The sequence below is a fragment of the Paenarthrobacter sp. NPDC089675 genome (assembly GCF_044749185.1).
Classification (GTDB): Bacteria; Actinomycetota; Actinomycetes; order Actinomycetales; family Micrococcaceae; genus Arthrobacter.
Genome location: NZ_JBIVHM010000001.1, coordinates 278,432 through 299,452, shown reverse-complemented (window position 1 = coordinate 299,452; position 21,021 = coordinate 278,432). Strand labels below are relative to the sequence as shown.

Below are 21,021 nucleotides of genomic sequence, written 5' to 3'. Positions count from 1 at the left end.
AATGATTGCGTTGCCTTGTTTTACTGCGGATCTCAAGACTCGCCGGGCTGCATCATGGCCACAGGCCACAGTCAATCTACCGTTGAAGACGTGAGAAGAACACCGCTAGAACTGGCCGCTGTAGCAACCGCGGCGGTGCCCGGCCTGGCGCCGACGGCTACAGCCTTGTCCCCCGACGACGACGCCGACTTCGACTCGGCGCTGCTGCTCGACGCGGAAGGCAAACGGTGGCGCGTCCGGTCGCCACGGCACCCCGAAGCAAGCACCCGGCTGGAAACCGAATTCATGATCCTGCGTGCCTTCGCCCCGGCCATCCGCGCGGAGCTGCCTTTCCATGTCCCGACCATTGCCGGGACGGTCAGGCAAGGCGATCTCACAACATTCGTGTACGCCCATCTGCAGGGCTCCACCCTCTCCATTGACGAACTCTCCGCGGGAAGTCCGGATTTGGCCCGGGAAATCGGTTCTGCCCTGGCCGCTATCCACGACCTGCCTTTGGCGCTGGTCAACAATGCCGACCTCCCGAGTTACTCCGCCAACGAGTTCCGCCAGCGCAAGCTCAACGAACTGGACCAGGCTGCCACCACCGGCAAAATTCCGGCCACTCTCCTGCGAAGGTGGGAGCACGCCCTCGAAGACGTTGCCCTGTGGCGTTTCAACCCCTCTGTAGTACATGGTGACCTGCACGAGGACAACCTGATGGTGCAGCACGAGGCAGTCACGGCCATCACCGGCTGGACAGATCTCCGCATCGGGGACCCGGCGGATGATTTCGCCTGGCTGGTCGCATCCAACGAGGCCCCCTTTATTGAGGCCGTGCTGGCGCGTTATACACAGGTTCGACGCGAGACTCCGGACGCCCACCTCCTCCGCCGGGCCGCGCTGCTGGCTGAATTCGCCCTGGCCCAGTACTTGGTTAAAGCCATGGCGGTGGGCCATCAGGAAATGACTGCAGAGGCCGAAGGCATGCTCCGCTCGCTGGCTGAGGACATCGACGAACAGGCCCGGCAAGAGGAAGCTGCCCGCGCCGAGGAAGCCTCCTCCGCCGCGGAGCAGGATGACGCTCCCGTTACGGACTCCGGTTCCGCCTCCGGCGGCACTCTGCCCGCAGTGACCGTAGTGGCGATTCCCGACGACGGCGCAACTGCGACACCCGCTCCGGACCATGGAAACAATGCACAGGCAGTTTCCGTGGCCTCTATTCCGGCCATCACGGACAAAACCCCGGAGAACCCGGACGAAGCGGCCGTGGAAGCATCACCGGAGGCACCCGTCCGTCAGGATGCCAGTCCTCAGAAAGAGACTTCGACGGCGGCCATCAAGGTGGTCAACGTGACGCCGCTCCATGCCCCGGACAGGGCCTAGGCCGCCCAGCTGAAATAGCCAGCATCCACCGGACAACCCGGGTCCCGCGGCGGCTAGGCCTGGAGTGCCTTGGCGATGATCTCTTCCAGATCTGCAGCCGTGCCGAGATCATGGGGCTTTACCACGGCGTCTTCGGCCACGTAGTAGAACGCAGCACTGACGTCCTCCAAGGGCACTCCCCTGAGCCGGGACCAGGCCAACCTGTAGACAGCCAGCTGAACGGCCCGCGTTGCCAACTGTTTTCCTGCCGGGCGGCGCCCTGTTTTCCAGTCGATCAGTTGCCAGCGGCCATCTGCATCGTGGAAGACGGCGTCGATGCGGCCACGAACCACCACATCACCAATTTTTGTCTCTACGGGCACTTCCACGAAGGCCGGAGCACGATGGGCCCATTCGGAATGTTTGAAGGCCTGCACCATCTCGTCAAGTCCATAGGCTTCGTCGATATGGGAATCGGAACCCGGTGCTTCGTCAAGGTCAAGCATTCCGGTGGTGCCGAAATAGTCCTCCACCCACGCGTGGAAGGCAGTACCCTTCCTTGCCGAAATACCGGGTTCACGCGGCACCGGCCGACGGAGGTGGGCCAGGACAGCGGCCGGATCCGCGCCGAGGTCGACAAAGAGCGAGGCTGAGATATGGCTGGGCAGGTGCACGCCGCTTTGCGACGAGGACCGCCGTTGGCGTTCCAGCAGCAGCTGCGCCTCCTCGAACCATTGCCCGGGCTTGCCTGTCAGGTCCGGGGCTGAAAGCAAGGTTTCCGGTTGGTTCATGAGGGCAAGGACATTGGCGGCAGCTTTGTCCATGCCGGCACGGCGGCCAGGAACCAGGCGCAGGCGGGCGCCAGTTCGCGGGTCCTGGGGACCCTCGAGGGGGTCATACGGAAAGACTGCAACTTCCGTAGTGGCAGTAAGGGGGCTCGTGTCCGGCAGGGCTTCCTCCTCCACGGAACCGGGGTGGACCACGGCGGCAGCCTTGTCATAGGCCCCGGCAGATCCGGTCCTGCCCGTGAGCGGGGCCAACTCCGACAGGAAAGCCGACATCTCCGCGATTCCGGCCCGCGACCCGTTCCATGCTGCGCTGGACGCCCAGAGCACAAACTTCGCCCGCGTATAAGCCACGTATGCCAACCTGCGTTCTTCAGCCTCCCCGTGGTGCTGGACGTCGGATTTGAAGACCTTCTCCGCATCCAGCCAGCCCTTTTGGTCAGGCTGGTCCAGGTCCCACTTCGGGAGGTCCGCGTGATCGCCGCGCAGCGGCCACGGCAAAGCCGCCGCCCCGCTGCTCCATCGCGAGTCCCTGTTGCTGGGGAAGGATCCGGCGTTGAGTCCGGGAACGAAGACGACGTCCCATTCCAGACCCTTGGATGCGTGCACCGTCAGCAATTGGACGGCCTCACGGTTTGTTTCGACGGGGGCAATGTCCAGGCCTCCTTCTTCCGAAGCCGCAGCTTCCAGCCATGAGAGGAAAGCCAGCAGGTCTATCCGCTGGGAGGTCTGGAGGAAGCCCGCCGCGGCGTCCTGGAAGGCGTCCAGGTTCCGTCGCGCCTGGTGGATGCTGGTACCCGGCTTGGCCGCAACCTCGATGTCCAGCAACATGGCGCGTTCAACCTCGCCCAGCAAGGTAGTGAGATCGTCCCCTATGTAGCTACGCAGCATGCGTAATTCCATGGATAGCTTGCCCAAACGCTGCAGTCCTTCGGCGCTGATGCTCCTGCCGTTCCCGGAAGTCCAGCCCTCCCTCGGCAGGAAGTCCAGTGCCTCCACCAGGCTGGCAGAATCCGTGATGTCGCTTTCGACAACGGGATCCGCCTCCTCATGTTCGTCAGGAAAAGCCGTTCCGACGTCGGGACTCAACCGCCTGCGGGCGAGGTACCGGGACCAATCGCTGAAAGCCATCAGGTCGGCCGGTCCAATTCGCCACCTGGCTCCGGCCAGCAGGCGCATCAAAGCATCGGAACGGCCGGGATCGGCAAGTACCCGCAGCGTGGCAACGAGATCCACGATCTCCGGAGTATCCAACAAGCCACCCAGTCCCACGATCTGATAGTCGATGCCCTGGAGTTCAAACTCCTTTCGGAGGCATTCCATCTGGGCCCTGCGCCGGCAAAGCACGGCCATGGTGGGCCGGACGGGGACGCCGTCCTTCTCCTCCTCAAAAATTGTCCGCTGGTAGATGCGAACATCCTTGGCAATGGCCGCGGCCTCGTCTTCGTCGGTTGCAAAGCGCCCGATTACCACGCTGCCGTCCACGGCCGCCGGGCTGGGCACCAAGGGCGGAACCTGGACTCCGGACGAACCGCGGTCTCCCGCCGGACCGTTGGAGGCCGCCTGCGTGTTCAGAGGCGCAGCGATCGTGTTCGCAGCCTCGAGGATGTTGCGTCCGTTGCGCCAAGCAGTGGTCAGGTATGACGTGGGGGCTACGCTATAGGACTCATTTCCGGAGTCCGGGTCGCTGTGCCGCACAGGAAATTCCTGTACGAAGTGGAACAGTTGTCCCGCCGATGCGCCACGAAAACCGTATATGGACTGGTTCGGATCACCCACGGCCGTCACCGCATGGCCTTTGCCGAACAAGCGCGAAAACAACACGAGTTGGGCGTGTGACGTGTCCTGGAACTCGTCGAGCAAAACGACCTTGTATCGGGCTCTCTCCGTAACCGCTGCCAAGGGGATCTCGCTCGCGATACGCGCAGCCAACGCCACGAGATCTCCAAAGTCCAGAACGCCGCGTTGCCGCTTTGCCTGTTGGTACCTTACGACCATGTCCGCCACGCTCGCACGCGTGCGGAGCATGGCGGAGAGGTCCTTTGCTCCCTGGGTGGGATTCTTATTTGCCCCTGCGGTATAGGGAAGCCCTTCGAAGGTTACGGCCTTCCCAAGAATCCAATCGCGAACCTCGTCCGGTTCGCGGAGATGCTCTGCACATTCCCCGGCGAGTTGGATGACGGCGTTGACCAACGTGGATTTGGCCGCAGTGAAGTGTTCGAAGCTTCCGTCAAAGGCTTCCACGACCTCGCTGGCAAGCTGCCATGACTGTGCGCCGCCAAGGAGCACCACATCGCGTTCGATGCCCAGGCGCAGCCCATAATCGGAGACGATTCCGCTGGCGTAGGAATGGTAGGTGGAAACCTTTGGCTCGAGACCGTCGGCGGCCCCGACGCCATCCGGGAAACCAATAGTGCCATCATCCTCTGCAGCAATCCGCTGCAGCGTTGCGAGCTTCGACCGGATTCTGCTGGAAAGCTCACCCGCGGCTTTGCGTGTAAACGTCACGCCCAGCACTTCCTCGGGCTTGACCCACCCGTTGGCTACGAGCCACACCACGCGGTCAGCCATGGTGGCCGTCTTGCCGGAACCAGCACCGGCGATGACCAACCGGGGTGCCAGCGATGACTCAATGATGCTTGACTGTTCCGGCGTAGGGCGGTTCTTTTCACCCAGGATCCCTGCCAGCTCCGCGGGAGAAAACCTGGCTTCCGGAGCCGCTTCTGCCTCACCAACCCCGCCGAAGCCTGCAACCCCGGCACCATCCAGGAGATCGATCGTCATTCGGTGACCTGCTTTCCTCGGGCGCACAGCGGGCAGATGTCCGGCAGACGGCAGCCGTGGCCACCGTGCCCGCCTTTGCCCGGGTCATGGCGCGCCTCAAATGTTGATCCGGCCATGAGCCGCGCCGCTTCGTTGACCATCGGCTCGGCCCAGTTGTCGTCTGCGGCGAGGGCATCCTGTTGCTGGACCACAGGAGTTTTGGTTTTGGTACCCAACTGCGCCAGCACCGCCCCTCCCGGAGCCATGCCCCTCGAGGGAGCATCCGGGCGTTCATCGCCGGCTTTTCCAGCTCCGGCCTCCCCGAAAGCGCCCCTGAGAACGGCGGCCTGGTATGCCCCAAGCTGGGGGTGCCTGGCGACATCGGCCTTGCCCGGCTGCCGTTTTCCCGTCTTGAGGTCCACGATCACCAGCCGCCCTTCGGCATCGATTTCCAGCCGGTCCACCTGGCCGCGAAGCACCGCGTGGCGGATTCCGGACCCGTTACCCTCGGTTTCAGGTGCGCCGGGCCCGATATCTGGAAGGGCGACCTCGAAGTCGTGCTCCACGGCCAGGAGACTACGGCCTTCACTGCGCATCAACAGGACGTACTGGGCAAGTTTGCGGACCATGGACTCGGCACGCTGGAAATCCAGCTTGCCCTCCCAGTTGTCCTTCATCCCCAATGCCGGCCACCGCCTGACCAGCTCCGCAACGTACTCAGCTCCAGACGCTTCAGGAAGTTCCTGTGCGATGCTGTGCACCAATGTGCCAAGGCTCCGAGCGAAGTCAGTCGCCGCCTCTCCCCCGGCCGCTTGGACAAACCAATCCAGGGGAGACTTATGGACTGCCTCCACCTTGGAAGGTGACACCCCGACAGTCCCGCCAGGAGGAACGATGGCAGCATCCGAACTCAACGGGGCCAAGCCCCACCACGTATCCGGGTGCGCGCCGGGAACCGGAGGTTGGGCGGTGGCCAAGTGCGCCAGGACATGTACCGCGCCATCGGCAAGCTCCGGCGCCGCAGCGGGCCCTTCGCCGAGCTGGGCGAACTGGCGGAGTTCGGCCACCAGGGCACGCAGGGTCATGGGCCGGTCAACCGGGGTGTATTCCCTTGCATAGTGGCCGGACGGCAGCGGCGCTACATAGTCCAGGAAGGCCGACGGCTGTTCATCTTCGGAGGAGACCGCCGTGCAGACCAGCACCTCACGGGCCCTGGAGACAGCTGTGGAGAAGCTGCGGAGTTCGTCGTAACGGATGTCCCTCAGTTTGCTCAAGGGACCCCGTCCGAGGGCATGCTCCACGCCATGGTCCACTACATCCGCAAAGAGCGTGCTGCCCAGCAGCTCGCCCCGCAGGCGGGTGTTGGGCCAGACACCTTCCTGGAGTCCCGCCACAATCACCACCGGCCATTCGCGCCCGGCCGCGCTTGCCGGCGTCAACAGCTCAACGCACTCCTCCAACTGTGCCCTGGCCGCCAGGGTATCCATGGGCAATTCCTGGTTCATCAGGTACTCGAGGAACTGCTCCGGCCCGGAACCCGGCAACTGGTCCACGTAACGTTCCGCTGTATGGAAGAGGGCCATCATCGCATCAAGGTCACGGTCTGCCCGCGCTCCTGCATTGCCGCCTTCCAGAGCGGCCTCCGACCACCTCGAAGCCAGTCCCGTGGCGTTCCAGAGCGCCCAAAGGACCGACTCGGCGTTGGCACCTGGCTGCCCGGCGGCCTCCGCTCCGGCCGCGAGCATCCTTGCCAACCGCCGCGCGGCACTACCCTCGACGCCCAACGTGGCGAGGGCCCCTGGCTGCAGGAGTGCTTCCACCAACAAAGCATCGCTGGACCTGCCGCCCCCGCCCTGCAGCTCCTCGCGACGGAGCGACTGGCGCAATCTGCGCAGTTCAATTGCCGATGCTCCACCGATACGCGACGTCAGCAGTGAAATGGCCGTTTCCGGCGTCAACCTGGCCGGGTCAAGGACCACCGAGAAGGCTTCGAGCAAGGGACGCACAGCCACTTCGTCCCGGACGGCGGAGTCCGCCACGGGGACCTGGACGGGAATCCCCTGTCCGGACAGATAGCGCTGCAACTGCGAGATCTGCCCGCCGTTACGGACAATGACCGCCATGTCCGTGAAATCCCGCCCATCGCGCAACCTGGCTTCAAGGATGCGCTGGGCAATGTACCGCAACTCGTGGACGGCGGACGGCAGAATATGTGCTTCCACACTGCCCGCAACCGCAGGCGCCGACGTGGCACTTACCGGTTGTTCAAGCTGACGGGCCAGTTGGCCGCCCGCCCGCTGCGAAATGCGCGACGCCACCCTGGTCCAGGCTTCCGCGATTTCCGGCGCGTGACGGTGCGTCGTGGACAACGGCCTGACCAGCACATCGCCGCGGGTGCCTCGAAGAAGTGCGGGGAGGTCTGCCACAAGATCCGGACGGGCACCGCGGAAACCCTGCACGACGGTGTCAGGCGAGTACGTCACCAAGATGTCCTTACCTTCCCCGATATCGGCGAGGAGTTCGAATATGGCGGGGTTGGACTCCTGGGCGTCGTCCACAAGGATGAGCTGCAACCGTTCCCGTTCAGCAGCCAGGAAAGCAGGGGCATCCTGGAAGATCTGGCGTGCGGTGGTGATGATTCCTGCGGGGTCGAACGCCTCCGGCATGCGGAGATCCAGGACGTCCCTGTACTCGCGGTACAGGCTGGCCGCAGCCATCCAGTCCGGTCGGCCGCACTCCCAAGCCAGGGCAACCAGGTCTTCTGGGGTGCGGCCGGATTCAATGATGCGGTCGAACAACAGCCGGATTTCATGCCGGAAGCCGCGGGTCGGCAAGGCTGCGGAAAGGTCTTCGGGCCAGGGCAGCTCCAAGCCGGGACCCGAGTGGCCCTCGAGGAGCTCCTTGATGATGAGGTCCTGTTCGGGTCCCGAAAGGAGCTTTGGCGGCCGCGGCAGCGGCAGGATGCCTTCCGCTTTGGCCCGCCGGATGAGATCGAAAGCGTAGGACGCCCAGGTGCGTGCCGGCGTCGTACTCAAACTGCGGTCAAGGCGCCCCGTAAAGGTGTCCCGCAATGCCGCAGCGGCGTGCCGGCCCGGCGCGACGATGAGGACGTTCTCCGGATCAAGGCCGTCTTCCGAAACGCGACGGACCGCCGACTCGACAAGGACAGTGGACTTTCCGGTTCCCGGACCGCCAGGAACCAGGACTGGGCCGCTTCCCCGCACCAACGACACCACAGCCTCCTGGTCCGGAGACAGCAGCGGCGCGTGGAAGTGGGTCTCGCGCGGCGGAAGAAGGCGCAGCGCAGCTTGGGCTTGGCTGTTCTTGGCGGCAGTTGCGGTCACACAGTCATTTCATCATCGGGCACCGACAAAATATGGAGCTGACGCTCCAACTGGTCGGAGATCACATCAAGCCGGTCGAAATCTTCCTCCGACGGAGCCCAACGCGCAGAGGCGAGGTTGACCCGCCAGCGGCCTTCGCCGGTCCGCAGGAACGCCTCATGGGCGCCGAGCAACGGCGTGGATTCAGCCACATATTGCCGCAAGGCTTCAGCTTCGTGGCCCGGAGGCGCCTCGCCGCTGGCCCTGAGGACCCGCCACCAAGGAACCCCGCTTCCGTAGTGGCTCATCACCGATCCGACCTGCCGCGGTCCCCCTGCCCCAAGGAGTTCCGCTACGTCGCCGTAAGAGACCGCCGCACCTGCCGGAATGAGGTCCACGACGGCCAGCACTGCCGTCACATACTCCATCCGCATGTGATCAGCGTAGCCGCAGGAGTGTCGCGCCCTATAGTGTCGGGGCCAGCCGGTAGCTTGAAAACATGAGTTCCTGGAATACCCTTCCCCGTGCAGCGTTCGACCTCGAGACCACCGGGAAGAATTCCCGCTCCGCCCGCATAGTAACGGCATCGATTACCGTAGTGGACAGCCACGGTGGACTCATCAAGGAACACGAATGGCTGGCCGACCCCGGCGTCGAAATCCCGCTTGAGGCAAGCGAGGTACACGGGGTGACCACGGAGAAAGCCCGCGCTGAAGGGCGTCCCGCCGCCGAGGTCACACGGGAAGTTGCCACCGTTCTCCAGGAACTGTTCGACGACGGCACACCGGTCATTGCCTTCAATGCCAGTTACGACTTCACGGTCTTGGCAGCGGAATCGGCCAGGCACGGCGTACCGCAGCTGAGCCGTTTCCCCGTGCTTGACCCTTACGTCATGAACAAGCAGGTGGACCGGTACCGCAAGGGCAAGCGCACTTTGACGGCGTTGTGCGAAGAGTACGGCGTCAGCCTGGACAACGCGCATACCTCTGCCGCAGATGCGCTGGCCACCCTCCGCGTGCTCGATGCCATGGCTGGAAAGTTTCCCAAGTTGCAGATGCCTGCCTCGCAGTTGCACCATTTGCAGGTGGACTGGGCCGCTTCCCAAGCGGCCGACTTCCAGCAGTATCTGCGCAAGAGCAAGCCCACAGCGGTCATTGAAGGCGAGTGGCCGGTCCTCCCGCCCGAGGACGCCAGCAGGGGCGGATTCTGACCACACCCGGCGCCGGGAAGTTACGGCGTGCGACGCAAGTCACAACGTCTTTGGGACCCCCGGGAGCGGCGTGTTAACGCTTTCGATTTCTTCCAAGGGGTCACAGCCCGCGGATAATGGAAGCCAGAGACTCCCACGGGCGCCATATATTCGGCTTAAGTATATGAAAGCAATCGTTTCTTCGGTTGGCGGCCACCTGTGGGCGTGGTGACATAATTAAGTTTGGCGGGTTGAAGTCTGCTAGGGCACCCACGATGGTGGCGCTGTCCCGTTCCCCGCCCACTGCGTAACGTCTCCGTGACCTTCGATGAAAGTGATTTCTTCATGAAATTCAAAGCCCCCAAGTGGCTGGCTGCTGCCCCGGTTGCAGCAGCACTGGTGATCTCCCTAGCAGCCTGCGGTGGAGGTTCGTCCCAGCCCAGCAGCTCTGCTTCCACGGACGCCCTCGCTGGCAGCGACCAGCAGACGCTGGACAAGTACACCACCGCGGATGTCACCCCGATCGACAAGATCGACAAGTCCAAGCTGGGCCTCATCACCGATGGCACCCTGCGCGTAGGCACCCTGTCCGACGCTCCGCCGAACATCTTCATTGACCCTTCGGGCAAGTTCACCGGCTACGACAATGAACTGCTGCGCGCCATCGGCGACAAGCTCGGCCTGAAGGTCGAGTTCGCTTCCACCGACTTCTCGGCGCTCCTTTCACAGGTGGCAAACAAGCAGTTCGACGTCGGATCCTCCTCGATCTCCACCACGGACGCCCGTCGCAAGACGGTTGGCTTCACCAACGGTTACGACTTCGGCTACATGGCTGTGGTGACCAAGAGCGACGCAAAGGTCACCGGCTTTGCCGACCTCAAGGAAGGCATTCGCATCGGCGTCGTCCAGGGCACGGTCCAGGACGACTACGTCACCAACACCCTCAAGCTTGAACCGGTCCGTTTCCCCGACTACAACACCGTTTACGGAAACGTGAAGAACGGCCAGATTGATGCCTGGGTTGCTCCTTCCCAGCAGGCCACCGGCCAGGTCAAGGACGGCGACAACACCAAGATCGCCGAGAAGGTTGTCAACACCCAGAACTTCACCGCTTACGCCGTGAACAAGGACAACAAGCCGCTGATCGACGCCCTGAACTCGGGCCTGGACGCTGTGATCGCTGACGGTACTTGGGCCAAGCTCACCTCCGAGTGGTACAAGGACCGCCCGACGGCGGCCGAGCAGACCCCGCAGGGTTGGAAGCCGGGCAGCAAGGCCGTCCAGCTCCCTGCCAAGTAACCCGGGGGTTCCATGGACATCCTCAAGCAACTTTCGGACACCTTCCTTGACTGGGAGGCGATGGGCGAAGTCATCCCCAAGATGTTCGCTGTTGGCCTGCCGAACACGCTGGTGCTCGCAGTTATCTCGGGAATCATCGGGACACTGCTGGGCATGGCGCTTGCCCTGATGGGGATTTCCCGGAACCCAGTGGCCCGGTGGATAGCCCGTGTATACACGGATATCCTCCGCGGCCTCCCCCCGGTGCTGACCATCCTGGTGATCGGGTTCGGTTTTGGGCCCATCATCCGCGAGCTTACGGGCTCCACCAGCCCGTACCCGATGGCGATCGCTGCGCTGTCCCTGATGTCCGGAGCCTACATCGGCGAGATCTTCCGGTCAGGCATCCAGAGCGTAGACAAAGGCCAACTGGAAGCCTCACGGGCCTTGGGGTTCGGCTACGGCGCGTCCATGCGCCTGGTGGTCGTCCCTCAAGGCATCCGGCGGGTGCTTCCGGCTCTGGTGAACCAGTTCATTGCCCTGATCAAGGAATCCTCCCTTGTGTTCCTGCTGGGCCTGCTGGCCACCGAAAGGGAGATTTTCCAGATCGGTAAGGACGCCGCCGCGACCACGGGCAACCTTTCCCCGTACGTCGCCGCGGCCGTCTTCTACCTGGTCCTCACGATTCCGCTGACGCATTTCGTGAACTGGATCGACGCCCGCCTGCGTTCAGGCCGGCCGGAAAAGAAAGAACCGGACGACGCCGCTGCAGTCGTCGGGAAGGGAGCACAGGCATGAGCGAGTTCTCCTCAGGGTCGCTGACCGCAAAGAACATCCACCTTTCCTTCGGCAGCAACCACGTCCTGCGTGGCATCGACCTGCACGTTGAAAAGGGCACCACTGCGTCCGTCATTGGGCCGTCCGGTTCCGGCAAGTCCACCTTGCTGCGGGTCATGAACCGGCTCATCGAGCCGGACCAGGGAGACATCCTGCTGGATGGAAAGTCCGTCCTGAAGGACAACCCGGATGAACTCCGGCGCCGCATCGGCATGGTGTTCCAGCAGTTCAACCTGTTTCCGCACAAGACCGTTGCGGAGAACATCACCCTGGCGCTGCGCAAGCTTCGCGGCATGTCCAAGGACCAAGCCCGCGAAGAGGCGTTGAGCCAATTGGACCTCGTGGGATTGAAGCACAAGGCCGATTCGCGCCCTGCCAACCTTTCCGGTGGACAGCAGCAGCGCGTAGCGATCGCGCGCGCCCTTGCCATGAAACCCGAAGTCATGTTCTTCGATGAAGCCACCTCTGCCCTGGACCCCGAGCTCGTCAAGGGTGTCCTGGCACTCATGACGGACTTGGCCAAGGGCGGAATGACCATGGTGGTTGTGACCCACGAAATGGGCTTCTCCAGGAACGTCTCGGATGTCGTGACGTTCATGGATGCCGGCGTGGTGGTTGAATCCGGTCCTCCGGAACAGCTGTTCAACACTCCGCGGACCGAACGCCTGCAGGGATTCCTCTCGGACGTTCTCTAAGCACCAAATCCGGCAAACCCCGTCTCCGACAGGCCCACTTGAAAAGGCTTGTTGAGGCGGGGTTTGCCGTTTCATGGATGGAGTCCGGCCTTGGCTTTCAAAACCGTAACTACTGCGGCGTCAACTTTTGCCTTGAAAGCCGGATCCTCCTGGGCTTTCCTGGTGACCGCCTGGTGCATCGCCGGTATCCGTGCGGGATCAGCGCAAACCATCATGGTTCCGCCCGCGCCGAAGAAATTCACTGCCCGTTCGGCGTCGCTCCAGGGTTCCAGTTGGGCTGCACTGCAGAGATCGTCGGAGAGGATGACTCCTTTGAACCCGGCGTCGCCGCGAAGCATGGTGTCCATGATGACCGGTGAGAACGGGGCAATGTTGGCTGGGTCTATCCGGTCGTAGTAGGCACTGGAGAGCATCACCAAGTCCAGCCCGTTGCGGACTGCATCACGGAACGGGGCAAGGTTTGGATCAGTTCTGGTAGTCTCCGCATCGCGGACGTTCTTGCTCACATCGGTATTGGGCACCACCCGGCCGAGGCCGGGATAATGCTTCACCGCGGGCGCCACGCCTGCGTCCCGCAGGCCTTGCGCAAAGGCATTACCCAGCACCGAGACTTGCCCGGGGTCGTATCCGTACTGGCGCTGGAATTTGCCGATGGGCCCGTTGGAGGGTGCGAAGTCAGGGCTCTTCACGGTGTCCAGTACCGGGGCGAGGTCCACGTTGACGCCCGCGCTCCGCAGTTCCCTGCCCCACAACGCCGCGCTGGAACGCAGCTTGTCAGGGCCGAGTGCTGCCTGTGCCACGGCTGGCGGTATTGCCGAAAATCCAGGCCCGGAGAGTACCTGCACGTTGCCACCTTCCTGGTCCGTGGCGACGAACAAGGGAAGGTTGCCGGTGGTTGCCGGCGAGACGGTGGCGTTCAAGGACGCCACCACGTTGGCGGCTGCGGCGGCTCCGGCCTTGCTGCGGCCGCTGAGGTAGACATTTCCTACGTGGTAATTGCCCAGGGCGGTCATGGTGGCGGGATCCGGCCCGGTGGCTTTGGCTGCCACCATGAATAATTGCCCCACCCGCTGTTCCATGCTTAACGCCGCGAGCTGTTGGGCAACGGCATCAGTGGTTTGAGTCGGTGCCGTCGATGGAAACGGAGCAGGGGCCATTGAGGCAGGTGGGGTTGTTGTGGCGCCGGAAGGTGTACCGGCTGAGGGACTCGGGGCGGCAGAAGTTCCGGTGGCCCCGTTTTGACCGGAAGTCTCCGACGGCCCTGGGCTTCCTCCACTGCCTGTACAACCGGCGACGACGACGGCGATGGCTCCTCCCACCGCGATGGTCCGCGCCAGCGATGAAATTCTCTGGGTGGTGCGCATGGTAAACCGTAAATTCGTTGGGGTTGGGGTTTCCCTTACGAGCCTACCCCTCTCACAGCAACGGCGCCCCGGGAGCTGCAGAAAGCAACTGCCGGAGCGCCGGTGACTGACGGGACGGGCCGTTAGCCCGACGTGGGGCGCTGGACGCTACGCGATTGCTGCAGCCGCGGCCTTTGCCGCCAGCGGAAGTGCGTCAAAGATCCGGTTCATGGCAGCGTCGTCGTGCGCCGCGGAGAGGAACCAGGCCTCGAACACAGAGGGCGGCAGGTAGACTCCGGAGTCCAGCATGGAGTGGAAGAACGGTGCATAACGGAAAGCTTCCTGTGCCTGGGCGTCAGCGTAGTTCTGGACACCATTGGCTGAGGTGCCGAAGGCCACCGAGAAGAGGTTGCCGGCGCGTTGGATGGAGTGGTCCACTCCTTCAGCCCGGAGGGCCGAGGAAAGTGCTTCTGAGAGCTCCAGGGAACGGGCATCGACGTGGGCATAGACCTCAGGGGTGGCATGCGTGAGTGTCGCCACGCCGGCGGCCATGGCCACTGGGTTACCGGACAGGGTACCGGCCTGGTACACGGGGCCCAGGGGAGCCAGGTAGTCCATGACGTCGGCACGTCCGCCGAGCGCCGCCGTCGGCATTCCCCCGCCGATCACCTTGCCGAAGGTGAGCAGGTCCGGAGTCCAGCCTTCCTGTCGGCCCGTCAAGCCCCAGTAGCCGGCATAGCCGGTACGGAACCCGGTCAGCACCTCGTCGAGGATCAGGAGGGCGCCTTGTTCCTTGGTGATGCGGGAGAGGCCTGCGTTGAAACCTTCGCCGGGGGTCACGACACCCATGTTTGCCGGCGCCGCTTCGGTGATGACGGCGGCGATGTGGCTGCCGTGGGCAGCGAACGCTTCCTCGACGGCGGCAAGGTCGTTGTACGGCAGTACCAGGGTTTCAGCGGCTGCAGCGGCGGTCACGCCGGCTGAGCCGGGAAGGGCAAGGGTGGCAACGCCGGAGCCGGCGGAAGCCAGGAGGCCGTCGAGGTGGCCGTGATAGCAGCCAGCGAACTTGATGATCAGGTTGCGGCCCGTGAAACCACGGGCCAGGCGGACCGCCGTCATGGTGGCCTCTGTGCCGGTGGATACCATCCGCAGCCGTTCGACGGCGGCAACGCGCTCCTTGACGATGGCCGCCAGGTTGGCCTCGTCCGGCGTCGAAGCACCGAACGAAAGGCCGCGGTCCACCGCAGAATGGACCGCTTCGAGTACTGCCGGGTGGGCATGGCCCAGGAGGGCAGGACCCCACGAGCAGACCAGGTCCACATATTCCTTACCATCGGCGTCAGTAAGGTACGCGCCCTTGGCAGCGACCATGAACTTCGGAGTGCCGCCAACGGAGCCAAAGGCCCGCACGGGCGAGTTCACACCGCCCGGCATCAGCGCCTGGGCGCGGTGGAACAGTTGGTCGGACACAGGGGTGTTTGAAGTCATGGTTCCTATTCTCTCAGTGATCAGGTGCTCGCGAGGCCCGGCTCCCGCTGTGACCGGAACGGCCTAGCTGGCGTCGTCGGACCCGGCGGCCAGCAGTTCAGCCACCCGGGGTGCGACCTGCGTGCCGTACAGCTCGATGCATCGCATCATGGACCGGTGCGGCAGGGTGCCGTTACTGTACTTGAGGTCAAAGCGGTCCACCCCGAGGTTGCGCTTGAGCAGTGCGATCTTCTGCGCCACGGTCTCCGGTGAACCGACGTACAAGGCGCCTTCAGGTCCACACATGGCGTCGAACTCCCCGCGGTTGCCCGGGCCCCAGCCGCGCTCAGCGCCGATCCGGTTACGCTGTTCCAGCCAGTGCGGAAACAGTTCCTCCCGGGCGGCTTCATCCGTTTCAGCGATGAACCCGGGCGAGTGCGTAGCAATCTGGCGCATCGGGTGTCCGTACTTGGCCATTGCATCCCGGTACAGGTTGACCAACGGCCCAAACCGCCGGGGTTCTCCCCCGATGATCGCGAAGATGATGGGGTATCCATACTCTGCGCAGCGCAGCACGGACCCCGGCGTGCCACCCACCCCGATCCACGCCGGGAGGAGGTGGTGCTGCAGCCGGGGATAGACCTGAAGTCCGTTAACGTTCGGCCGGGTCCGGCCCTCCCAGTGCACGGGTTTTTGGGCGCGTACTTTGTGGAAGAGGTCCAGTTTCTCTTCGAAGAGGACCTCGTAGTCCGCCAGGTCGAGGCCGAACAACGGAAATGACTCAATAAAGGAGCCCCTGCCAAGCATCACTTCAGCCCGCCCGTTGGACAGGGCATCCACGGTGGCAAACCGCTGGAAGACACGGATGGGGTCGTCTGAACTCAGGACCGTCACCGCCGTCCCCAACCTGATCCGGGAAGTCACTGCCGCTGCCGCGCCGAGGAAGACCTCCGGTGCGGACACGGCGAAGTCGCGTCGGTGGTGCTCGCCGACACCAAAAGCATGAAGTCCGACGGCGTCAGCCAGCTTTGCTTCCTCCAGCAGTTCGCGCAGGACCTGCGCGTGCTCTTTGGGTTTCCCGTCGTCGTCGAGCCCGGCATCACCGAACGTGTTGAGCCCGAGCAGGATCCTGTCCGGGCCCACAGGAGCTGTGGGGTCCGTGGGAGCGGTCTCCTCGCGGGAATCAGAAACAGGGGTCATCAGGACTCCTTCAGCCAGCCTGCCAGTTCGGAAGCCCAGTACGTCAGGACGGTGTCGGCACCGGCCCGCTTAATGCCCAGCACGGACTCTGTAATGGCTCCGCGACGATCGATCCAACCGTTCGCAGCCGCCGCTTCGATCATGGCGTACTCCCCCGAGATTTGGTAGGCCGAGACAGGGACCGGACTCATGGCGGCAACATCGGCAAGGATGTCCAGGTAGCTCATGGCCGGCTTGACCATGACCATGTCAGCACCCTCTTCGAGGTCCAGTTCCACCTCCAAAATGGCTTCACGACGGTTGGCGGCGTCCATTTGGTAGGTGCGGCGGTCGCCCTTGAGCTGGGAATCGACGGCTTCCCGGAAAGGACCGTAGAACGCCGAGGCGTACTTGGCGGCGTAGGCAAGCACAGCCGTGTTCTTGTGTCCGGCTTCCTCAAGGGCTTGCCGGATGACCGCGATCTGGCCGTCCATCATGCCCGAGGGACCCAAAACGTGCGCACCCGCTTCGGCCTGGGCAACAGCCATCCGGCCATAGATTTCCAGGGTGGCGTCGTTGTCCACGTAGCCGTTGGCATCCAGCACGCCGCAGTGGCCGTGATCGGTGAATTCGTCCAGGCAAACGTCGCCCATGATCACCAGGTCATCCCCGACCTCGGCTTTGACGTCGCGGATGGCCTTGTTCAGCACACCTTCCGGGTCCAGGGAGGCCGTGCCGCGAGCGTCCCGGACTTCCGGTACGCCGAACAGCATGATGCCGCCAACGCCCAGCTCAACGGCTTCCGCCGCTGCCCGCTTCAACGTGTCCGTGGTGTGCTGGACAACACCGGGCATGGAAGTGATGGGGCTCGGTTCGCTCAGGCCTTCCCGGATGAAGGCCGGGAGGATGAGGTCGGCGGGATCCAAACGGTTCTCCGCAGTGAGGCGGCGCATGGCCGGAGTGGTGCGCAGCCGGCGGGGGCGGTGGCTTGGAAAGCTCATTGGATGTTCCCTTCATAGGCGAATACGGATTCCAAGGCGGTTGCGACGCCGTCCGCGGTTGGTTCTTTGGCGACAGCCGCCACGGGCAGGCCCAGCCGGTTCGCTTCGGCCGCCGTCGGACGTCCAATCGCAACAAGTCGGCAGTTACCCAAAGGCACGAGGCTTGCTGCGATGCGTCGAGCCGCGCTCGGCGACGCAGCAACGATTGCGTCGAGGGCGCCGTCGCGGAGGGCCGCCGTTGCGTCCGACGGCGTCAGTTCGGGCGGCATCGTGGCGTCGGAATGTTCGACGGCGGAATGCACTTCCGCCGTCAGCCGGCGGTGCTCGCGGGCCGGGTAGTCGACCGTGTGGTAGGCGGTGACCACTGTGAGCCGGGCACCTTTGGCAGCGAGCCCTTCCCGCAGGCCGGGGGCGGCGATGTCTGCCTGGGGCAAGAGGACCTGCACCCCCGCCTCCTGCCACAGGGCGAGGAGCCCTTCAGCGGATTGAAGATCAGCAGGAGCCAGCGCCACGGCAAGTCCCTCGGCTTCCAAGGCGCTTTTTGACGAGGAACCGATGGTTGCCACCCGCGTGGACTGCGGCACCAGGCCCGCGACTGTGGTTCCACGCGCGGCGGCTTTCCCTGCCAGCACGCGGAGGGTGGTGATGCTGCTGACCACCAGCCAATCAAAGAAGCCCGATTGGAGCTTGTCCAGCTCAGAGTCCAACGCTGCCTGGTCTTGCGCCCGTTCGAAATCGATCAGTGGAAGAACCAGGGGCACCGCCCCTTTGCTCCGCAGGAGCGAGGCAAGCGGGGCGGCACGGTCGGCGCTCCTGGTGATCAGGACGCGCCGACCCTGCAAACCTCCGGAAACCGGTTGATCAGGATGCAGCAAGGTCCGCGATCTCCGCGGCACCGGCGGCGAGCAGTTGCTCTGCCACCTCGATGCCGAGCAACGTGGCGCCCACTTCAGTCAAGCCATCAGTGGCCTTCTTCTCGCGGACGGTTCGGGTACCGTCCACGGCGCACACGACGGCCTCCAAGTGCAGCATGCTTCCCTTGCGGTAGGCGTAAGCTCCCACGGGAGCAGCACAGCCGGCCTCGAGGCGGGCCAGCACAGCACGCTCCGCTGTCACGGCGAGCCGGGTATCGTCATCATTCAGCGCGGCGAGGGCCTGCGCCAGGACCACGTTGCCGTCCTCCGTTGCGCCATCACGCTGCGGGGCGTCCGGGGTGCGGCATTCGATGGCCAATGCACCTTGGCCAGGAGCAGGAAGCATCACGGAGGTTTCGAAGAACTCGGTGACCGTGTCCAGGCGGTCCATTCGTTCCAGCCCGGCAGCGGCGAGTACAACGGCGTCGAGATCGTTGGACTTACCCTCCACCACTTCTTCAACGGTGTTGCCCGGCAGGCCGGGCACGCGGTTGAGGCGGGTGTCCACGTTTCCGCGGATATCCAGCACCTCGATGTCCGGCCGTGCAGCCCGCAGTTGCGCTGCGCGCCGCGGAGAACCTGTGCCCACTTTCGCTCCACCCGGCAGTTCCGCCAACGTGAGGCCATCGCGGGCACAGAGAACATCCCTGACGTCCACGCGCTTGGGCGTGGCCGCGATGCTCAGGCCGAGCGCAGATCCAGTCGGGAGGTCCTTGAGGGAATGCACGGCCACGTCGCAGCTTTCCACCAGCAAGGCATCACGCAAAGCAGCAACAAATACCCCGGTTCCACCCATCTGGGAGAGGGACCCGGTCTTGACGTCGCCTTCGGTGCGGATGTGTACCAGCTCCACCGGAAATCCACCCACAGCTGCCAGTTGGTCCGCTGTCTGCCGGGTCTGGGTGAGGGCCAATTTGCTGGCCCTGGTACCGATGCGAACGGTCACTTGCTGATCTCCGTCGCAGGGTAGGCGTCGTGGCCGATGCCAACGGTGGAACCGACCTCCGCGATGGCCGGCTTGGCTCCGCGGAAGTTCTCGCAGCAGTTGGGCCGGCACACGTCGTACCAAGGGCCGAGGTCCGTCACGTGCGGCCGGTCGGCAATGTTGTTTTCCAGGGTGCGTTCAGAGATCAGGTCCACGAGCCCGGAAACGAAGGCTGCGTGCGTACCGGGCGTAGGAACGCGCGTCGCCTCGATGCCGAGGTTCTTGCAGGTTTCCAGGGCCTCGGTGTCCAGGTCCCAGGCGACCTCCATGTGGTCGCTGACAAAGCCCAGCGGCACAATGACTACTCCGCGGACTCCCTCGGGAGCGATCTCCTCAAGGTGGTCGTTGATGTCCGGCTCAAGCCACGGAATGTGCGGAGCACCTGAGCGGGACTGGTAGACGAGGTCCCACGCTACGTTGGGGGCCACTTCGTCCATGATGGCCTGGGCATTCGCCAGGTGCTGGGCGGCGTAGGCCGAGCCCTCGGCGAATTCGCGGGGTTCGTCTTCCGAACGGCCGGCAGCTTCGGCGTCCCGTGTGGGGATGGAGTGGGTGGCAAAGAGGACGCGGATCTGCGAATCGGGATCCTGTTCGCCCGCCGCAGCGAGCTTGCCGCGGATCTCCTCCAAGCCGGCGGCAGTCCCCTCCAGGAACGGCTGCACAACGCCCGGGTGGTCGAAGTACTGGCGGATCTTGTCCACTTCCAGCTTTCCGTCCAGGCCTGTTTCCGTCAGGGCAACGCCAATGTCCTCACGGTACTGGCGGCAGCTCGAGTAACAGGAGTAGATGCTGGTGGTGAGCATCAGGATCCGGCGGTGTCCGGCGTCGTAAGCATCCTGCAGGACCGGCGCGATGTACGGATCCCAGTTACGGTTGCCCCAAAGGACCGGCAGCTCGATACCCCGTTTTGCCAGTTCACCCTCGATGGCGGCCTTCAACTCGCGGTTCTGCTGGTTGATGGGACTAATGCCGCCAAAGGCGCGGTAGTGGTGGGAAACCTCTTCGAGCCGCTCGTCCGGGATTCCGCGGCCGCGTGTCACGTTGCGCAGGAAGGGAATGACGTCCTCCTGGCCTTCGGGTCCGCCGAAGGATGCCAGCAGTACGGCGTCGTACCGCTTGGGTGCCTGGCGGCCGCGCTCAGTGACCTCGTTCAGTTCCGTGGAAATCGACAGGCTCATGCGAGGACCTCGGCAATCTCGGCTGCCGTCACGCGGCGGCCGGTGTAGAAGGGAATCTCTTCACGGACGTGGTTGCGGGCGTCCGTTGCGCGCAGGTGGCGCATCAAATCGACGAGGTCAACGAGCTCCGGGGCTTCCAGGCCGAGAATCCATTCCCAGTCACCGAGGGCGAACGAAGAAACCGTGTTGGAGATGACCTGCGGGAAGTCTCGACCCAGGAGGCCGTGGTCGCGAAGCATCTTGCCGCGCTCTTCCGCGGGCAGGAGGTACCACTCGTAGGAACGGACGAACGGGTAGACGCACAGCCAGGTGCTGGGCTCGACGCCGCGGGCATAAGCGGGTACGTGGCTCTTGGCGAATTCGGCTTCGCGGTGGACACCCATGGCCGACCAAACGATCTCGGTACCTGCAAAGAGCTTGCTGCGGCGGATGGAGCGGACTGCCGACTGCAGGGCTTCGGGCTTGGGACCGTGGAGCCACACCATGATGTCAGCGTCGGACCGCATTGCCGAGACGTCATAGCTGCCACGAAGGACGACACCGTTTTCGGCCAGCTTTTCGGCGAGGGCTTCGAACTCCTGCGCGGCATCGCCGCTGCGCAGGACGTCCGCCGAGCGCTTGAAGACGGTCCAGAGCGTGTAGAACTGTTCTTCGTTTTCGGAAGTTTTAGTGACAGATTCGGCAGATGTGTGGCTCATGGTTCAAGTTTGCCCCTTGCTGGCTCCTAAGTCGAAACGGAT

The 21,021-nt window shown here is 64.0% G+C and carries 16 protein-coding genes; 5 read left to right on the top strand and 11 right to left on the bottom strand.

Features of this window, described 5'->3' with window-relative positions:
• The first annotated feature begins 90 nt into the window (after positions 1-90).
• Entirely contained in the window at positions 91-1,365 is a 1,275-nt protein-coding gene (locus ACIPY2_RS01470; protein ID WP_400264621.1) for a phosphotransferase, read from the top strand.
• Between the two features lie 53 nt (positions 1,366-1,418).
• On the opposite strand, the gene ACIPY2_RS01465 is transcribed toward ACIPY2_RS01470, so the two are convergent.
• The 3 genes from ACIPY2_RS01465 to ACIPY2_RS01455 are packed head-to-tail and all read right to left on the bottom strand — an operon-like array spanning position 1,419 to position 8,649.
• A complete protein-coding gene (locus tag ACIPY2_RS01465; protein WP_400264620.1) occupies positions 1,419-4,913 on the bottom strand; it encodes an ATP-dependent helicase in 3,495 nt (1,164 codons plus the stop codon).
• Positions 4,910-8,236, bottom strand: a complete 3,327-nt coding sequence (locus ACIPY2_RS01460; protein WP_400264619.1) for an ATP-dependent helicase — start codon at positions 8,234-8,236, stop codon at positions 4,910-4,912. The genes ACIPY2_RS01465 and ACIPY2_RS01460 overlap by 4 nt, the downstream gene beginning before the upstream one ends.
• A complete protein-coding gene (locus ACIPY2_RS01455) occupies positions 8,233-8,649 on the bottom strand; it encodes an MGMT family protein (protein ID WP_400264618.1) in 417 nt (138 codons plus the stop codon). The genes ACIPY2_RS01460 and ACIPY2_RS01455 overlap by 4 nt, the downstream gene beginning before the upstream one ends.
• Before the next feature lie 65 nt (positions 8,650-8,714).
• Between ACIPY2_RS01455 and ACIPY2_RS01450 the strand changes: the two genes are divergently transcribed.
• From ACIPY2_RS01450 to ACIPY2_RS01435, 4 genes are all read left to right on the top strand, one after another.
• Positions 8,715-9,425 carry a 3'-5' exonuclease gene (locus ACIPY2_RS01450; protein WP_400264617.1) on the top strand — a complete coding sequence of 237 codons (711 nt, stop codon included), beginning with the start codon at positions 8,715-8,717 and terminating at the stop codon, positions 9,423-9,425.
• 324 nt (positions 9,426-9,749) lie between these two features.
• Positions 9,750-10,703: an ABC transporter substrate-binding protein gene (locus ACIPY2_RS01445; RefSeq protein ID WP_400264616.1), complete on the top strand. Its 954-nt coding sequence runs from the start codon at positions 9,750-9,752 to the stop codon at positions 10,701-10,703.
• A 12-nt stretch (positions 10,704-10,715) separates the two neighbouring features.
• Complete coding sequence (locus ACIPY2_RS01440; protein WP_400264615.1) at positions 10,716-11,480, top strand: amino acid ABC transporter permease; 765 nt, start codon at positions 10,716-10,718, stop codon at positions 11,478-11,480.
• The gene (locus ACIPY2_RS01435) at positions 11,477-12,214 is read left to right on the top strand and encodes an amino acid ABC transporter ATP-binding protein (protein ID WP_400264614.1); all 738 of its coding nucleotides are present in this window, start codon (positions 11,477-11,479) and stop codon (positions 12,212-12,214) included. The genes ACIPY2_RS01440 and ACIPY2_RS01435 overlap by 4 nt, the downstream gene beginning before the upstream one ends.
• Before the next feature lie 71 nt (positions 12,215-12,285).
• Here the strand turns inward: ACIPY2_RS01435 and ACIPY2_RS01430 are convergent, their stop codons facing one another.
• The 8 genes from ACIPY2_RS01430 to hemQ all read right to left on the bottom strand — a co-directional run bounded on the left by ACIPY2_RS01430 (position 12,286) and on the right by hemQ (position 20,979).
• Positions 12,286-13,281, bottom strand: coding sequence for a glycoside hydrolase family 3 N-terminal domain-containing protein (locus ACIPY2_RS01430; protein WP_400264613.1), 996 nt, complete (start codon positions 13,279-13,281; stop codon positions 12,286-12,288).
• A gap of 444 nt (positions 13,282-13,725) precedes the next feature.
• Complete coding sequence (gene hemL, locus ACIPY2_RS01425; RefSeq protein ID WP_400264612.1) at positions 13,726-15,045, bottom strand: glutamate-1-semialdehyde 2,1-aminomutase; 1,320 nt, start codon at positions 15,043-15,045, stop codon at positions 13,726-13,728.
• Between the two features lie 63 nt (positions 15,046-15,108).
• On the bottom strand, positions 15,109-16,224 hold the full coding sequence (locus ACIPY2_RS01420) for an LLM class flavin-dependent oxidoreductase (RefSeq protein WP_400264611.1): 1,116 nt from the start codon (positions 16,222-16,224) through the stop codon (positions 15,109-15,111).
• On the bottom strand, positions 16,224-17,204 hold the full coding sequence (gene hemB, locus ACIPY2_RS01415) for a porphobilinogen synthase (RefSeq protein WP_400264610.1): 981 nt from the start codon (positions 17,202-17,204) through the stop codon (positions 16,224-16,226). The genes ACIPY2_RS01420 and hemB overlap by 1 nt, the downstream gene beginning before the upstream one ends.
• Positions 17,201-18,079: a uroporphyrinogen-III synthase gene (locus ACIPY2_RS01410; protein WP_400264609.1), complete on the bottom strand. Its 879-nt coding sequence runs from the start codon at positions 18,077-18,079 to the stop codon at positions 17,201-17,203. Before ACIPY2_RS01410 ends, hemB begins: the two co-directional genes overlap by 4 nt.
• Positions 18,066-19,064 (bottom strand): hydroxymethylbilane synthase, encoded by a 999-nt coding sequence (hemC, locus tag ACIPY2_RS01405; protein WP_400264608.1) that lies wholly within the window; start codon positions 19,062-19,064, stop codon positions 18,066-18,068. Before hemC ends, ACIPY2_RS01410 begins: the two co-directional genes overlap by 14 nt.
• A complete protein-coding gene (locus tag ACIPY2_RS01400) occupies positions 19,061-20,281 on the bottom strand; it encodes a ferrochelatase (RefSeq protein ID WP_400264607.1) in 1,221 nt (406 codons plus the stop codon). The genes hemC and ACIPY2_RS01400 overlap by 4 nt, the downstream gene beginning before the upstream one ends.
• On the bottom strand, positions 20,278-20,979 hold the full coding sequence (gene hemQ, locus ACIPY2_RS01395; protein ID WP_400264606.1) for a hydrogen peroxide-dependent heme synthase: 702 nt from the start codon (positions 20,977-20,979) through the stop codon (positions 20,278-20,280). The genes ACIPY2_RS01400 and hemQ overlap by 4 nt, the downstream gene beginning before the upstream one ends.
• Positions 20,980-21,021: the final 42 nt, after the last annotated feature.

Coding starts and splice junctions, on each gene's coding strand:
- ACIPY2_RS01450 (WP_400264617.1), top strand. CDS start 8,715: ATGAGTTCCTGGAATACCCTTCCCCGTGCAGCGTTCGACCTCGAGACC.
- ACIPY2_RS01465 (WP_400264620.1), bottom strand. CDS start 4,913: ATGACGATCGATCTCCTGGATGGTGCCGGGGTTGCAGGCTTCGGCGGG.
- ACIPY2_RS01435 (WP_400264614.1), top strand. CDS start 11,477: ATGAGCGAGTTCTCCTCAGGGTCGCTGACCGCAAAGAACATCCACCTT.
- hemQ (WP_400264606.1), bottom strand. CDS start 20,979: ATGAGCCACACATCTGCCGAATCTGTCACTAAAACTTCCGAAAACGAA.
- ACIPY2_RS01420 (WP_400264611.1), bottom strand. CDS start 16,224: ATGACCCCTGTTTCTGATTCCCGCGAGGAGACCGCTCCCACGGACCCC.
- ACIPY2_RS01455 (WP_400264618.1), bottom strand. CDS start 8,649: ATGCGGATGGAGTATGTGACGGCAGTGCTGGCCGTCGTGGACCTCATT.
- ACIPY2_RS01400 (WP_400264607.1), bottom strand. CDS start 20,281: ATGAGCCTGTCGATTTCCACGGAACTGAACGAGGTCACTGAGCGCGGC.
- ACIPY2_RS01445 (WP_400264616.1), top strand. CDS start 9,750: ATGAAATTCAAAGCCCCCAAGTGGCTGGCTGCTGCCCCGGTTGCAGCA.
- ACIPY2_RS01440 (WP_400264615.1), top strand. CDS start 10,716: ATGGACATCCTCAAGCAACTTTCGGACACCTTCCTTGACTGGGAGGCG.
- hemB (WP_400264610.1), bottom strand. CDS start 17,204: ATGAGCTTTCCAAGCCACCGCCCCCGCCGGCTGCGCACCACTCCGGCC.
- hemL (WP_400264612.1), bottom strand. CDS start 15,045: ATGACTTCAAACACCCCTGTGTCCGACCAACTGTTCCACCGCGCCCAG.